This window comes from Pseudoalteromonas phenolica, from assembly GCF_005876835.1.
GTDB lineage: Bacteria > Pseudomonadota > Gammaproteobacteria > Enterobacterales > Alteromonadaceae > Pseudoalteromonas > Pseudoalteromonas phenolica_B.
Genome location: NZ_PPSW01000007.1, coordinates 438,358 through 453,756, shown reverse-complemented (window position 1 = coordinate 453,756; position 15,399 = coordinate 438,358). Strand labels below are relative to the sequence as shown.

The following is a 15,399-nucleotide window of genomic DNA, read 5'->3' as shown; positions in this document are numbered from 1 at the left end:
TGTAACAATAGAGAATAAGCATAACAAAGGTAAAACAAGATGACAGCAAGTAAAACTCTAATCGCACTCGGTGTGATGGCCACATTTTCAAGCACCGCTTTTGCAGCCGATTACAATGTGTATGGCAAAGCTGAAGTTCAAATTGCAGATACGGATAAAGGGCTAATGCGTTATACCAAAGCAGGCACGCAAATTGACGCGCCATTTTCACGTATCGGCATTAAAGGCGATCACAAATTAAGTGATTCTCTTAAAGTGGTGTTTAAATACGAAGTACAAGTAAAAGGCTTTGAAAATGATGACACTAAATCGCCATTTTCATCCCGTAACACCTATGTAGGTCTGGCAGGCAACTGGGGAACCTTGGTGGTTGGCCGTAACGATACGCGCTTTAAATATAGCGAAGGTAAAGTTGACCAATTTAACGAAACCCAAGGTGATATTGCACAAATCTTACCGGGTCAAGACCGACTGGGAGATACCCTCACTTATAGCAGTAAAACTTATAATGACCTGTCATTCTCTTTCACCTATGCACCTAAAGATGATGCTTCAAATGAAGAGACTGGGTTTGCTGCGACCGCAATTTATGGCGACCGAGCTTTAAAAGCAAAACCTTATTATATCTCATTAAGCCACACTGATAGCTTGAATAATTTGGTTGCGACACGTGTAGTTGCGGCGTATAAGTTTGATGCATTCCAACTTGGCGCAATTGTTCAAGACAGTGAAAACCTAGATGGTAGTAAATCTGGCACAGGCTATTTGGTCAGTGCAAGTTATAAAACGGGAAGTTGGGTGCCTAAAATTCAATTAGGTAAAGATAGCAGTAAGTTACGCCATGCCGAAGAAGCCACACAATGGACACTTGGTACAGACTACATTCTCGATAAGCAAACCAATTTATATGCATTAGTGACGCAACTCGACCTTGAGTCAGATGATGACACATCAATCGCTGTTGGCATGAAGTACAAGTTTTAAGGGTTAAAGTATGTCTGATTATTCATCTGCACATCCAATAAAATATGCCATGTTGTTTTTAGGACCACTGGCAATGTTACTTACTTGCCTTGTGTCTCCACCCGAGGGCATGAGTGTCGAAGCTTGGCGAACAGCAGGTTTGGCCTTTTGGCTGGCATCTTGGTGGGTAAGCGAAGTCGTGCCTATTCCTGCGGCATCTTTGTTACCTTTGGTGGTATCACCACTTGCTGGCATCGCGCCAATTAAATCGGTCGCAGCACCTTATGCGCACCCGCTTATTTTCTTATTCTTAGGTGGCTTTTTAATTTCTATTGCAATGGAAAGATGGGGCTTGCATAAACGTATAGCCTTAAAAACCATGCTTTATGCGGGCTCGAAGCCAAGTGTACAAATTCTAGCTATGATGTTAGTGACGGCATTCTTATCTATGTGGATGTCGAACACGGCCACTGCGGTGATGATGTTACCGATTGCATTATCGGTTATTCATCTTGTTAAGGAGCGTGACAGCAGCAATGAGGCGTTTGGTAAAGCGCTGCTGCTTTCGATAGCTTATGGAGCGAGTATTGGTGGTATTGCTACCTTGATAGGTACGCCTCCAAATGCATTGATGGCAGCTTATCTAGCTGACAGTTATCAAATCGAAATTGGTTTTGCGACTTGGATGGCGGTAGGCTTACCTTTATCTGTCACCATGTTATTCATTACTTGGTTTTGGTTAACCAAAGTCAGTTATAAAGTTGATAACTCGGACGCAGAAGTCGATACCAAATCGCTGTTTAAAAAACAGCTAGATAAATTAGGTGAGATGTCACGCGCGGAAAAAGGCGTTTTAGTAGTATTTATTTTCGCTGCCTTAAGTTGGATCTTAAGACCGTTACTGGGTGATTGGACTGGCCTTAAGATCTCAGATACGTCAATTGCGATTGCAGCAGCGCTATTGTTGTTTGTGATCACCGCTGATAAAAAAACCGGTGAGCGTATCTTGGATTGGGATAGTGCGGCAAAAGTACCTTGGGGCATTTTACTACTGTTTGGTGGTGGTTTGACATTGGCTTCACAAATTAAATCATCGGGTTTGGCGACTTACATTGCTAATCTGTTGGTTTCAGCTGACACCATCCCATTGGTAGTAAGTGTATTGCTGGTGGCTGGGTTAATTACTTTCTTAACCGAGATCACGTCGAATACAGCAACGGCTGCAGGCTTTTTACCCTTACTAGGTCCTGTCGCAGAGTCTATTACGGGCACGCCATTAGTATGGGTTATCCCTGCCGCCATAGCAGCGAGTTGTGCCTTTATGATGCCTGTTGCCACGCCACCCAATGCCATAGTATTTGGCTCTGGCGAGATAAAAATGCGCGATATGATCCGTGCAGGCTTTGTGTTGAATATTGTCGCGATTGTACTTATTACTGTACTAACACTGACCGTTGCAAGAAGCGTCCTTTCTTTCTAATTTGAAACAACTAACAGGCTCATTTATAGTGTATTTATTCAAATATCGATAAATGAGCCATGTTGTGCAATACGAGATAGATCCCCAACTGACAAAGCAACTTGAATCTCTCAAAGTTGCTTTTATGCATCATCCTAATTCATCCGTAGAAACACGCATTTCTTTATTAAAGAAAATAAGAACTCAGCTTGTTACAGCCGAGCATGACTTTATTGCGGCCTCTAACAAAGACTTTGGAAATCGCTGCACGTTTGATACACAAATGGCGGATTTTATGCCAGTGATTGGCGGGCTAGATCATATAATTAAGCATCTAAAATCTTGGCTCAAGCCCAGCAAACGTAAAGTCGGTATTCAGTTTGCGCCTTCAAAAGCCCATGTTGAATATGTGCCAAAAGGTGTCGTGGGTGTTATCTCTCCTTGGAACTACCCGATACAGCTAGCTCTGATGCCGGTACTCACTGCCTTGGCGGCGGGTAATCGAGTCATGTTAAAGCTCAGTGAATATACGCCTGCGACAAATCAAGTTATCAAAACTGTTCTAGAGCCTTTTTCAGAACATTGCTGTGTTGTGGAAGGGGGGCCTGCGGTTGCCAAAAGCTTCAGTGCAATCCCTTTTGATCATTTGTTTTTTACAGGAAGTACTGAGATTGGCAAGCATGTGATGCGTGCCGCCGCAAATAATTTAGTGCCAGTTACCTTAGAGCTAGGGGGGAAATCTCCAATTATCGTGATGGACGATGCAGACATCAAACACGCGGCTAAAAGTATTGTTTTTGGTAAAACCGCCAATGCAGGACAGATCTGCGTTGCACCTGATTATTTGCTTGTTCACGAGAAATGTAAGGCCGAGTTGATAGCAGAGATTAAAAAGCACTATAAAAAACAATTTAAACTCGGCGCAAAGTCAGAGATTTTAACCTCAATTATTAATCAGCAACAGTATGAGCGACTCATCGAATTAATTGGCGATGCACTGCATAACGGCGCTGAGGTTTGGAGCGAACCGCACAGTGAGAATAGTGAAACTCGAAAACTAGGCTTACATCTCATCGATAAAGCCTCTAATCAAGCTCGGGTAAATAGTGAAGAAATTTTTGGCCCACTATTGCCAATAAAAACAGTGTCTAGTTTTAGTGAGGCTTTAAAGGTTATTAAAGAAAACCCAAATCCACTCGCGTCATATTTATTCTCCGAAGATAAGTCACTCATTAAGCGTGCTGAGCGAGAGCTACAGTGTGGCGGTTTAGTGATTAATGATGTGCTTCTGCATGTAGCGGTTGAAGATTTACCTTTTGGTGGTGTAGGCGCTTCAGGTATGGGGCAATATCACGGTAAAGAAGGCGTTTTGACTTTTAGCCATGCAAAAAGTGTTTTTAAAAGCGGCAGTTTAGGTAAACCAAGAATGCAATTACTACTGTCACGGTCAAAACTGCTTACATGGTTTGTGAAAACCTTGCAGAAATAATGTAGATATAAAAAAAGCGCCTTAGCGCTTTTTTATTAGTCAATTTTAGAACCTGGAAAATAGGTTTTTTCTTGAATACGCCAATAAAGTTTGTTGGCTTTTTCAATCGCTTTTTCAACCTGAGAAGGGGAAAGCTGTTGTTCATCAAGCTCTCGGCTTTTCATCGCTTGGTGGTTGCCATTGTATTCAGCCAATGTATTCCAGATGAACGACTTTTCGATGTTTTTCTCAACACCTAAACCTTCATAGTACATTAAGGCGAGATTAAACATGGCCAAAGTGTAGTTGCTCGCAGCGGCCTTTTCGTACCAGTCCATCGCGACAGCGTAGTCTTTTAACACGCCATCACCATTGGTATACATCACACCAAGGTTGAATTGCGCGGCAGCTAGATTTTTGTTTGCAGCCTGAGTGAACAACTCAATAGCACGTTGCTTATCTTGCTTCACACCACGACCTTCTTCATGCATGACCGCCAATGAAAACATAGCATCAGCACTACCCAGTTTTACAGCTTTTTGAAATAACTCTGCTGCTTTACGTGGGTTCTTAATAACACCATGACCGCCTTCATGTAATTTAGCTAACTCATAAATGCCAGGGGCATAATTCATATCAGATAAATACTGAAATTCCTGTAAAGCCCTTTCAAAATCACCTGCATTTGCAGCTTCAATGCCTTCTTCTAATCCTGCAGTTGCAGTAAAACACACGCTCATTAAGCCGACGAGTGCAAACTTCTTTAAGTTATTACGCCACATGGTTATTCTCTTTGATGGTCGGTTTTTTGAGTTTAAAGCAACCCAAAGAAAAAACAATCCTTAAAGTGTAACTAATGACTTAGGCTTTGAATCAGGTTTGGCGTAGCTTAAACGATTGATTTTGCATGTAGTGTGATAACTGTCCAATCCAGTTATTGCTACTGTGTTTGCCGCTTCTATGTCGATAAAACCATCTGGCTGTATGACTGAATCAGGACAGTGAAGCGAAATCATTTCACCAATCACTAAGTGAGTTTGGTTTAGCTCAATTACCTGTTCACTTACAAGCTTTAGACCCATCTTAATTTTAGACTCTTTGACGAACGGCGCTTTAAAGTTATTCAAATATTCTGGAGTTAAACCTGTTTCAGTAAATTCTGATTGTTCTTTTTCGTAACGAGCTGACGTTTGGTGCGCTTGTGTGACTATATCTTCGTTCACATGGTTAAGGGTATAGAAACCCGTTTCTAATAGGTTTTCAAAAGAATGTCTTGGTACTGAATGCGGGCGAATGATCATACCAAATAAGGCTGGATTAGCGCCTAAGTGAAAAACAGAGCTGACAATAGATAGGTTTTCTTGACCATTTTTATCAACCGTGCCTAATAAATTTGCACTTTTGAAACCTGACAAACTATTAATCAAATGAGCACGGTATCTTTGTTCTAATTCATTGAGAGACTGGGTATTAAAAAACATAATTCACCATTGTATAGACTGGCCTTGCCAATCGAGATAATTAATTAAATCGTTACTGTTCGATTCAACGATTTGGTTAAATAAGCACTTAGCGACAAACTCGGGTTCAAACAATTTGCCTACCGGTACATTTTTTTGAAAAGGTTTCGACAGGGGGGTGTCAGTGGTCCCTGGATGGAAGAGTAACACCGTACTTTGAGGGCTTTGACGTTTTAGTTCAATTGCAAAGCTTTTCATCATCATATTAAGGGCTGACTTTGAGCTTCGATAGCTGTACCAACCACCGAGTCCGTTGTCTTCGATGCTGCCCACACGCGCTGACAGTGCAGTAACAACGCATTTATCAGAGCGCTTGAGCAATTTAACGAGATGCTTAAGCCAAAGCATGGGAGTGATAACATTCGAATTGAACAGCGACTGTGCGTAAGCAGGATCAAATTGTCGAATGCTCTTTTCTGGGCCATGCAAGTCTGAATGTAATTGACCATTAAAAAATGTGATGGTTTTTATTTTTACAAATTCAGATAAGTAAGCAGTTTGAAAAATCGATACAGAGTCAGAAATTGATTCGTCAGTGTAATTTGTGGTGAAGTGATGAATGTTTTCAGAGTCAAAATTTAATGTGTTCTGACTAAAACTCACCACTAAGTCATCAGGATTTTGCTCGGTCAGTTTATTAATAAAAGCTATAGCAATTTTACTGCTCGCACCGATAACAAGATGCAGTGATTTATCTTTGGCATTGTCCATTGTTACATCCGTCTTTTACTAAAAACCGTGAAATCTTCAATCTATGCTTGGCAAAAAATAAATAGCCCTTGTCAGCGAACCACTTTATTGGTTGTACTCTTAACAGTCTCAAAAACGGATATTTACCAACGGTTTGCCAAGCTTGTACGTTTGCATCTAAGCCAAGCAATAATCTGCCATCATCAGAGTAACCATGTAATATTTTCAGCGTATCTGATTTAGTTATGTTTGGATAAAGTCGTTTGAAATCGAGTTCATGAATATCATGCACATTGATCAAAGTGAGCTTATTCTCAAGGTCGAACTGCTTGATTTTTATCATTTCTTTGGCACACAAAGGGCACTGGCCGTCATAGAGTAGTTGCATTGGCTTTATGCTGCTTGGTAATTAAGTAGTTAAAATTACGCTTAAAATTCATATTGAGATCACTCGATCTACCTTTAATTCTCTGTATAGTAGAGAGTGATTATTGAACAATTAGTGTTTTTAACAAGTGGTGTTTTAAGCAGTTTTTTTTGAGAAATAATAATTAAAAGGAGTCGTTATGGGAGAGCAGTACGAAAGCCTCAGAGCGAATGTGAGCCAGTTAGGTGGCTGTCTTGGTCGTATCATCCAGCAAACATTGGGTGAGGGGATGTTAGAAAAGATTGAACAGATTCGTCTTCTAGCTAAGTCATCTCGCCAAGGTGATACCGATGCTCGAGCCACATTGCTCGATACTTTACATAGCCTCACGGATCAAGAATTACTGCCCGTTGCACGTGCATTTAACCATTTTTTGAATCTAGCGAATGTAGCAGAACAATTTCATACAATTTCGGTGACAGGTGCACCCGAAGGTATTTACAAAGCATTAAATGAGCAAGTCGAAAAGCTTTCGAATATGTTAGCAAACGACGAATTAAACCATGAGCAAGTTGAGTCTGTGCTCGCAGGGTTAGACATCGATTTAGTACTTACAGCTCACCCTACTGAAGTGACTCGTAGAACCATTATTAACAAACACGTACAGCTGAGTGACTGTTTATCTGCCCTTGAATTACAGTGTCTAGATGTAGACGAACGTAAAGTCATTATTAGCCGTATTGAGCAATTGATCAGTCAAGCTTGGCATACCAATGATATACGTGCTAAACGCCCAACTCCGCTTGATGAGGCGAAATGGGGTTATGCAGTTATTGAAAATAGTTTATGGCATGCCGTGCCTCAGTTTATTCGTTACTTCAACCAAGTTACTCAAGAAAAATTAGGTATTCAGTTAAAGAAAATTCATAGCCCAATCCGATTTACCTCATGGATGGGGGGCGATAGAGACGGAAATCCATTTGTGACCTCTGAAGTGACTCAATCAGTGTTAGATCACGGCCGCTGGATGGCGATTGATTTAATCTCTCGTGACATTGATATGCTCAGTAGCGAGTTATCTATGTATCAAGCAGATGAGTATGTGCAATCATTGATAGGAAAGCAACATGAACCGTATCGTTATTTATTGAAGCAGTTGAAAAGCGAACTTGATGAAACCATTCAAGCGCTCGAGAATAAAATAAAAGGTGAGGTAGGCTCAGAGCAAGAAGTGATCACACAGATTGAGCAAGTAAAATCACCCCTTACACTCATTTATAACTCGCTGCATAACTGTAATATGTCTCAAATTGCAGATGGACTGCTACTCGATACGTTACTTAGATTAGAGTGCTTTGGTATTAATCTCTGCAGCTTAGATATCCGTCAGGACTCTGCTCGACACGCTGATGCGATAGGAACCATTGTCGAGCACTTAGAACTGGGCGACTATAACGCTTGGAGTGAAGCACAGAAGCAGCAGTTTTTGATTGAAGAATTAGCGTCAAAAAGGCCACTATTGCCAAAAAATTTCTCAGCGTCTGATGAAGTTGAAGAAGTTTTAAAAACTTGCAATTTAGTGAGTCAGCAAACCACTGATAGGCTAGGCATTTATATTATTTCAATGGCGCAATATGCTTCTGATGTGCTCGCTGTTAAATTGCTTTTAAAAGAAACGGGTTGTCGTTTCAATTTACCCGTTGCGCCGTTATTCGAAACTTTGGATGATTTAAATAGGGGGGCTGATGTTATAAGCCAATTGTTATCCTGTGATTGGTATCGAACTCATATCAACCATAAGCAATACGTGATGATTGGCTATTCTGACTCAGCGAAAGATGCGGGTATGATGGCCGCTGGTTGGGCACAATATCAAGCTATGGACAAACTACTAAAAGCTGCGAAAGATTTTGGCGTTGAGCTGGTATTATTTCATGGTCGTGGTGGCACAGTGGGTCGTGGTGGAGCACCAGCGGCTCAGGCTTTACAATCACAGCCTCCTGGCAGTTTAAGTAATGGGTTGCGGGTTACCGAGCAGGGTGAAATGATCCGCTTTAAATATGGATTACCGAAAGTCGCGGTGCAAAGCTTTTCGATTTATACCAGTGCAATTATTGAAGCGAACTTAACCCCAGTCCCATCACCTGAATCTCATTGGATTGAAGTAGTTGAGCTCATTGCCCAAAGCTCATGTAAATATTACCGACAAATCGTCAGAGAAAATCCAGATTTTGTGGCTTATTTCAGACAAGTCACTCCTGAGTTGGAATTGGCCAAGTTACCTCTTGGTTCTCGACCATCAAAACGTAATCCGAATGGTGGCGTTGAGAGTTTAAGGGCCATTCCATGGATATTTGCTTGGAGTCAAAACCGATTAATGCTGCCAGCTTGGCTTGGCGTTTATCAAGGCTTACAAGCTGCAATTGATAAATACGGCGTTGAGATATTACATGAAATGCGTGAACAATGGCCGTTTTTTAGAACACGATTAGAAATGTTAGAAATGGTGTTTTGCAAAACAGACAATTGGCTATCTGAGCATTATGAAAAAGTATTGATGACAAAGGATGCTAAAGCGCTTGGTGCGCAGCTTAGACAAGACCTAAAATCAGCTCAAGCACTGATAACAGAATTAGCGCCAGGAAATACCTTATTATTAGAGCAACCTTGGCTAAGACAATCTCTGCAATTAAGAAACCCTTATATTGATCCACTTAATTTACTTCAGGTAGAGCTGTTAAAGCGCACCAGAGAGCATGAAAATGAACAAATTGATCAGGCACTTATGGTCACTATGACAGGCGTTGCTGCAGGAATGAGAAATTCAGGATAAATACCGCGTTAATTAAAGTGATGATTTTTGATCAAATGTTAACTCGTTAGCAAAAAGCATGAGTAAAAACTCATACTTTTTGCTATTTTTTAATCTTTAGTTGGTTTTTTTGTATTAATTTTATTGACTGTTTAGATTGTATACATAGAATCTCATCCGACGTCTATGCCCCCGTCATTCGAATAAGCGCATTTTATTATAAGAAAACGCTTATTGTGTATGATAAGTACACGCATCAAATCGAATATCGTTAAACACATATGGGATCTTAGGGTAAAGGAGATGGCGTTTTAGAGTTAACACGTTATTTGAGGTTCTATGCAAACGCTATCTACCAGTATTACTTACGATGAATCAACTTCGCTTGTTATGATGACACTCAGAGGTGTTGTGACCGCTGAGGACGTAATAAAGACGTATCAAAGAGCGAACAATTATGCACAAGATTATAAGTCTTCAAAATTGCTGATAGATGTGACTGAGCTTGAACATAACTTCGCTGCTATTGATATCGTTTCTTTAATGCCTAAAGTGGCAAATGCTTTGCAGAATATAAAATTGGCACGAGTAGTGAGTTTTGATGGCTACATGCATGATTTATTTTTGCAGAAAGCGAAACGATTTGGGATCACGGTAGAGAACTTCGATTGTTTCAAGAGTGCTAAGCATTGGTTGTCTAACTCATGATAAAGGGATAAACTATTCGGCCTTTTTCATAACGTGTGGCATTTTTATGCTAACGATCCCAAAAGAACTAGAACAAGAATTACAACAAAAAATTCAATCTAATGGTGGTGTCATTCCTAAAACACTACTTGATTCGTTATTGGCTAGCTTTGATGTAGAAATCAAACCTCTTTTGCAAAGCCTACTACCAATTGCTGCAAGATTTTCAATAGCGCCGATTTCTAACTTTAATGTCGGTGCGATTGCTTACAGCAGCGCCTCTGGTACTGCATATATAGGGTCAAACTTAGAATTTAATCACGCCGCATTGTGTTTAGTGGTTCATGCTGAACAATCTGCTATTAATACAGCTTGGTTAAATGGTGAAACACATATCTCACACATTGCCATCACCGATGCGCCTTGTGGCCATTGCAGACAGTTTATCAATGAAGTGAAGCTATCAGAACAGATAGAAATACTTTTACCAAATACTAATACTTCATTACCAGAGTTGTTACCTCACTCTTTCGGTCCGGCAGATCTAGGTAATGAAACACGCCTTCTTGATATATCAGAGCTACATACCCTTGATTCAAAACTCCCTATTTCACCTGAATTGCTTAAACATTACCAGGCTTCATATGCGCCATATTCAGGTAACAAATCAGCAGTAGAAATTAAAACTGCACAGTATGGAAATTATTATGGTCGCTATGCTGAAAACGTGGCGTACAACCCGAGTCTCTCACCATTACAAAGTGCACTGAGTCAAATGGCACTATCAGGTCTGAGTCTTGATGAAGTTGAAGTGGTTGAAATTACGTTAGTTGAAACTGAGCAATATAAAAATCAATCCGGTGTCGCTGATGTAGTATTAGACAGTTTTACTGGTAATTATGAAATAAAAAAAGCGTATGTGAGCTAGACTTGCATACGCTTTTTCAAAATCTTAGAAATTACTTTTCTAACACGATTTCTGCCGCTTTTAAAACTACAGTAATTGCTTTTTGTTCAATCTCTTGATGATCCACATTTGGGATCTCTTGACGTGTTCTATTCACTAACACACCCGCGATACAAGCCGCTTTTAAACCTAAAGCTGCACACATTGTAAATAAAGTTGCAGACTCCATTTCATAGTTCATGACATTCAGTTTTTGCCACTCTTCACAACTGCCTTGGAACGCCTTATTCACATAACCAGAGTATGTATCGTAACGCTCTTGACCTGGATAAAATGTATCACTCGATGCCGTTATGCCTGCATGATACGTTACACCGACTTCTTCACAGGCTTGCACCATTGCAGCAGTTGAGTGGAAGTCAGAGACAGCAGGGTAAGATAGAGGAGCAAAATGCTGGCTAGCACCATCAAGTCTCACTGACGCCGTGCTTACTAAGATATCACCTTCATTGATATGAGGTTGAATAGCGCCGGTAGTACCAATTCTTAAAAATGTTTTGACACCGAGTTGAGCGAGCTCTTCAACTGCAATTGACGTAGAAGGACCACCGATCCCAGTTGAGCAGATCACGACAGGTTGTTGTTTTAGTTCTGCCAAATAGACGTGAAATTCGCGAGTTTTTGCTAAGCAAATACTGTTATCGAGTTTGTTAGCAATACGCTCAGCTCTTTCAGGATCGCCAGGAACAATTGCTAAATTAGCACCTTTTAGTTGCTCGGTGCTTAGGCCCAAATGAAATACCTTATCCATAGTAAACCTTATTTATTATAAAACCGTAGTTTGAAAGATTAACGTATAAAGTACAGGACAGATGTCCGATTGTCTTTGTGCACGATCATGCAATTCCTTGCAAGATTGGCGTTGTTCTTCTACACATTAATATAGCCGCAACAAAAAAGGGGTTATTATGCCAGCTTCACCACCAATCGATAAAAATACAGAATTTGCTCGCTGTCTCGAAAGTAACAGAATTAGTTCACTAGCACCGTTTCACTGGCTATCGCTTGCGATTGCCGATATGGTGAGAGCACCAATGTTAAGTTTAATCTATGGGTTAGTATTTACTGCCATACCCGTCACTATCTTATATTTAATTTACCAATTAGATACACACCTGGTTATTCTGCCTGCCGCAGTTGCATTTGCGCTGATTGGTCCTGCATTCGCAGCAGGGCTTTATGATGTCGCTTGGGAGTTAGAAAAAGGCCATACACCAACGCTAGGACATAGTTTGAAATCTATGTTCAGAAACCCTGCAGGAGAGTGGGGGTTTGCGATACTTCTCATGGTCATAATGATTGTTTGGATGCGTTTAGCGGCGCTTGTACACGCACTATATCCGAACGTACCGAATCCGACATTTGAGCAACTACAATCATTTTTAGCGTTAGGCAGTTTAATTGGCGGTATCTTATTAATGAGTGTGTTTGCAATATCAGCATTTACACCACAGATCATGATGGAACGCCGAGTTGATATTATGACTGCAGTTGTGTCGTCTATAAATGCGGTTAAGAACAATGCTTCAGCTATGATAGTATGGGCATTCATCATATTGTTTTTAGTATTGTTTGGTTTTGCCACAGGTGGCACGGCCTTTATAGTGATTATGCCATTACTTAGTTACGCCAGTTGGCATGGCTATATTGCTATTATAAAGACCAAGAAACCAAGAGGTTATGAGTAAAATATTCATTTAAACTGAATATTAAACCATGGGCTGTTTTGCAATAAAACGGCCCTTGTTGACATAAAACGACAGCGTGCTATATCTCTGCCCACAAACAAAAATTCTGTTTTACCATTTAACGTCTAATTAAGCTTAAGACATTGTATTTCAATGAATATATAAAAATGTTTTTGTCTTTTTGAACGTGTTTTACTGTGCGCTTTAGTGAGCACAGTATTAGGTGAGATATTTTTTCTTAACAAAGTTTTAGCATGAATATGCAAAGCAAGCAGAGGTTTCTATGAGTATTAGCAAAGAACAATTTTACAATAAAATGACCCAGTGTTTATGTCCTCCGGGAGATGGTGTATTTACTGTTAATACTGCAAAAGAAAGAAAAGATGCACTGCGCACAAAGCTTTATGGGCAAACGGAAGGTATTGAGCAGATCTGGAAAGAGTCACTACTGAAGATTGAAGAGTCAGAGCATAAAGCGGCAATTTTAGGTATCAGCTCAGACTGCGGCGGCGGTATTTTAAGAGGCGCTAACTGGGGACCATTATTTCTAAGAAGCACTTTAATTGAGCAGCAGCCTCATATCGATGCGTTTGATTTAGGCGATGTTCGTGTTATTCCACACCTACTTCATGATAAATACCTTAATGAAGGCACCATAGAGAATTGTCAAAAGGCGCTTTATCAAAGTACTGAAGAAGGCTACCACGTATCACCTCTCTCTATTACTGAAGATGTATGTGATGGTTTCTATCAGCATTATCCTAACAAAGGGATCTTCGGTATTGGCGGTGACCACTCGATTAGTTATCCATTAACAAAATCGTACTTGAAAGCGAAAAGAGATGCGGGTAAGCGAACTGCTATTATTCATTTCGATGCACATACAGACTTGTTAGTAGAGCGTTTAGGTATTGATTTATGTTTTGGCTCTTGGTGTACGCATATTCTTGAATTCTTGCCAGCTCCGCATCATTTAATTCAGTTTGGTATTCGCTCGAGTGGTAAAGATAAGTCGCATTGGGAGTCAACGTTTGGTGTTAAGCAACACTGGGCACATGAAATCAGAGAGCGTGGTGCTCAGGCAATCGTAGATGATGTTATCGCACAACTTCAAGCAGACAATGTTGATGAGTTATACGTTAGTTTTGATATCGATGCCTTAGATGAGCAGTGGGCATCTGCAACTGGTACGCCTGAAGGCAATGGTATGACGCCTAATGAAGCCATGGTTATTTTGAAAGCATTGTCTGAACGTTTCCCAATCACAGGCGCAGATATGATGGAAATCGCTCCATTTACTGACAGCTCATTAGTCGGTCAATCAAGTTCTGAGACAACTTTACGCGAAGGCGCGAAAATATCAGCATTTCTTCTAGATGCGATTAATAGAAGTTAAGCTATAGTATTAGGTGATGGTTTTAAAACCATCACCTTTTTATTATAGGGAGCGATATGAAATCAGCGTTGTTCTTTTTCCTCTTTTTGTTATCAACAAAAACATTTGCTTATACATTGAATATCGTCACAGAGTTATTCCCGACTTATCAATATCTAGATAATCAAGGTAACTTGGTAGGCCCAACTGTAACTAAAGTAAGAAATATCTTGGCAGATGCTGATATTGACTACAACCTTTCAGTTGAGCCTTGGCATGTGGCATACAGTGCTGTTAAAAGAGATCCTAACACATGTATCTTTTCTATAGGTAGAAACAACCAACGTGAAAATATGTTTAATTGGGTGTTCCCTGTTGGTCAGTTTACTAGTTCTTTTTATGCGCTCAAAAGCCGCAATTTAAAACTCTCTGTATTAGAGGATGCATTAAAATATAGAACAGCGGTTATTAGAAATAACTTCAGCCATCAATACCTTAAAGAGCATGGGTTTAATGAACAAGAGCAATTAGTTGTTATATCTAGTTTCAGCAAAGTGTTAGAAATTCTAGAAACAAGAAAGAATCAGTTAGACTTGGTCGTTTTGGGGGATAGCCAGGTTCAAGATGCATCGAAAGATAATAAACTCATGCAGCACCTAGAACCTTCATTGAAACTCGATAATATTAACAATCAGTTATATTTTGCTTGTAATAAGTCAGTTCCTGATTTTATTTTAGATAAATTGCATAGTTCATCTAAAAGTTTGTATCCGCAATTACTTCTTAATAGATGACCACTTAAACCCATGAAATGTATCTAAATAAAGCTGTTCGACTTTGTCTCTTGCCCAAGGTGTTTTTCGCAAGAATTTTAGACTCGATTTGATACTTGGGTCGTGGGTAAAGCAACGAATATTGACAATATTTCCCATTTCTTCCCAACCAAGCTCTGCTTCAAGCTTAATTAATATCTCTTCTAGTTTTACACCATGAAGTGGGTTATTAGGTTGTTCCATAAATAATGACTTCTTGTTTAGTTAATGCGAATGGATTTCTTTGGCTTATGTGGGAGCGGTTGCCCGTTTTCATCTGCAATTCGCCATATTAGTTGACTATTTGTTTGGTTATCGAACTTGTTGGAGCAAACAAATAACTTATCAGCCATGACAATCAATGCACCCTCACTGTATTTAGCATCTTTATACCAACAAACAGGAGTAAGATTGTCTAAAAATAAATTAGTTTTGTTTAACTTGGGGTTAGCGTAACCATAACCTGAGATAAATAAAGAAGTTATTACAAGGCTAATAAAACTAAATTTGTTGTATGTCATGGCATAACTCCTATTTTTAGCTAACCTTAGCTTAGTTCATGAAAATTTGAACCTATATTACCACAACAAC

At 39.9% G+C, this 15,399-nt stretch carries 15 protein-coding genes and 1 pseudogene; 9 read left to right on the top strand and 7 right to left on the bottom strand.

The annotated features are described in order from the left end of the window. Positions 1 to 39: 39 nt before the first annotated feature. From C1E24_RS05720 to C1E24_RS05710, 3 genes are all read left to right on the top strand, one after another. The gene (locus C1E24_RS05720; RefSeq protein ID WP_138479559.1) at positions 40 to 984 is read left to right on the top strand and encodes a porin; all 945 of its coding nucleotides are present in this window, start codon (positions 40 to 42) and stop codon (positions 982 to 984) included. A gap of 10 nt (positions 985 to 994) precedes the next feature. Then, positions 995 to 2,443: an SLC13 family permease gene (locus tag C1E24_RS05715; protein ID WP_138479557.1), complete on the top strand. Its 1,449-nt coding sequence runs from the start codon at positions 995 to 997 to the stop codon at positions 2,441 to 2,443. 64 nt (positions 2,444 to 2,507) lie between these two features. Then, a complete protein-coding gene (locus C1E24_RS05710) occupies positions 2,508 to 3,911 on the top strand; it encodes a coniferyl aldehyde dehydrogenase (RefSeq protein WP_240721951.1) in 1,404 nt (467 codons plus the stop codon). Between the two features lie 35 nt (positions 3,912 to 3,946). On the opposite strand, the gene C1E24_RS05705 is transcribed toward C1E24_RS05710, so the two are convergent. From C1E24_RS05705 to C1E24_RS05690, 4 genes are read right to left on the bottom strand one after another with little or no spacing between them, the layout of a single operon-like run. Beyond that, positions 3,947 to 4,672 (bottom strand): tetratricopeptide repeat protein, encoded by a 726-nt coding sequence (locus tag C1E24_RS05705; RefSeq protein WP_138479553.1) that lies wholly within the window; start codon positions 4,670 to 4,672, stop codon positions 3,947 to 3,949. A gap of 60 nt (positions 4,673 to 4,732) precedes the next feature. Further along, the gene (locus tag C1E24_RS05700) at positions 4,733 to 5,371 is read right to left on the bottom strand and encodes a flavin reductase family protein (protein ID WP_138479552.1); all 639 of its coding nucleotides are present in this window, start codon (positions 5,369 to 5,371) and stop codon (positions 4,733 to 4,735) included. Between the two features lie 3 nt (positions 5,372 to 5,374). After that, a complete protein-coding gene (locus C1E24_RS05695; protein WP_138479550.1) occupies positions 5,375 to 6,121 on the bottom strand; it encodes an SDR family NAD(P)-dependent oxidoreductase in 747 nt (248 codons plus the stop codon). Next, a complete protein-coding gene (locus C1E24_RS05690; RefSeq protein WP_138479548.1) occupies positions 6,102 to 6,488 on the bottom strand; it encodes a thiol-disulfide oxidoreductase DCC family protein in 387 nt (128 codons plus the stop codon). The genes C1E24_RS05695 and C1E24_RS05690 overlap by 20 nt, the downstream gene beginning before the upstream one ends. 178 nt (positions 6,489 to 6,666) lie before the next feature. Here C1E24_RS05690 and ppc point away from each other — a divergent pair, with 178 nt between their 5' ends. From ppc to cdd, 3 genes are all read left to right on the top strand, one after another. Next, positions 6,667 to 9,300, top strand: a complete 2,634-nt coding sequence (gene ppc / locus C1E24_RS05685) for a phosphoenolpyruvate carboxylase (protein WP_138479546.1) — start codon at positions 6,667 to 6,669, stop codon at positions 9,298 to 9,300. 318 nt (positions 9,301 to 9,618) lie between these two features. After that, complete coding sequence (locus C1E24_RS05680) at positions 9,619 to 9,987, top strand: hypothetical protein (RefSeq protein WP_138479544.1); 369 nt, start codon at positions 9,619 to 9,621, stop codon at positions 9,985 to 9,987. A 46-nt stretch (positions 9,988 to 10,033) separates the two neighbouring features. Beyond that, positions 10,034 to 10,894 (top strand): cytidine deaminase, encoded by an 861-nt coding sequence (cdd, locus tag C1E24_RS05675; protein WP_138479542.1) that lies wholly within the window; start codon positions 10,034 to 10,036, stop codon positions 10,892 to 10,894. 31 nt (positions 10,895 to 10,925) lie between these two features. Here cdd and udp read toward each other — a convergent pair whose 3' ends face one another. Further along, the gene (udp, locus tag C1E24_RS05670) at positions 10,926 to 11,684 is read right to left on the bottom strand and encodes a uridine phosphorylase (protein WP_138479540.1); all 759 of its coding nucleotides are present in this window, start codon (positions 11,682 to 11,684) and stop codon (positions 10,926 to 10,928) included. A gap of 157 nt (positions 11,685 to 11,841) precedes the next feature. Here udp and C1E24_RS05665 point away from each other — a divergent pair, with 157 nt between their 5' ends. The 3 genes from C1E24_RS05665 (at position 11,842) to C1E24_RS05655 (ending at position 14,790) form a co-directional block, all read left to right on the top strand. Further along, positions 11,842 to 12,621: a DUF2189 domain-containing protein gene (locus C1E24_RS05665; protein ID WP_138479538.1), complete on the top strand. Its 780-nt coding sequence runs from the start codon at positions 11,842 to 11,844 to the stop codon at positions 12,619 to 12,621. A 283-nt stretch (positions 12,622 to 12,904) separates the two neighbouring features. Continuing rightward, positions 12,905 to 14,017 (top strand): arginase family protein, encoded by a 1,113-nt coding sequence (locus C1E24_RS05660; RefSeq protein WP_138479536.1) that lies wholly within the window; start codon positions 12,905 to 12,907, stop codon positions 14,015 to 14,017. A gap of 56 nt (positions 14,018 to 14,073) precedes the next feature. Then, positions 14,074 to 14,790 (top strand): transporter substrate-binding domain-containing protein, encoded by a 717-nt coding sequence (locus tag C1E24_RS05655; RefSeq protein ID WP_138479534.1) that lies wholly within the window; start codon positions 14,074 to 14,076, stop codon positions 14,788 to 14,790. Positions 14,791 to 14,814: 24 nt separating this feature from the next. Here the strand turns inward: C1E24_RS05655 and C1E24_RS05650 are convergent. Together C1E24_RS05650 and C1E24_RS05645 are read right to left on the bottom strand one after the other, a co-directional pair. Further along, a pseudogene (locus tag C1E24_RS05650) lies at positions 14,815 to 15,012 on the bottom strand (VF530 family DNA-binding protein); the annotation flags it as partial. Positions 15,013 to 15,029: 17 nt separating this feature from the next. Next, positions 15,030 to 15,329, bottom strand: a complete 300-nt coding sequence (locus C1E24_RS05645; protein ID WP_138479530.1) for a DUF1496 domain-containing protein — start codon at positions 15,327 to 15,329, stop codon at positions 15,030 to 15,032. Positions 15,330 to 15,399: the final 70 nt, after the last annotated feature.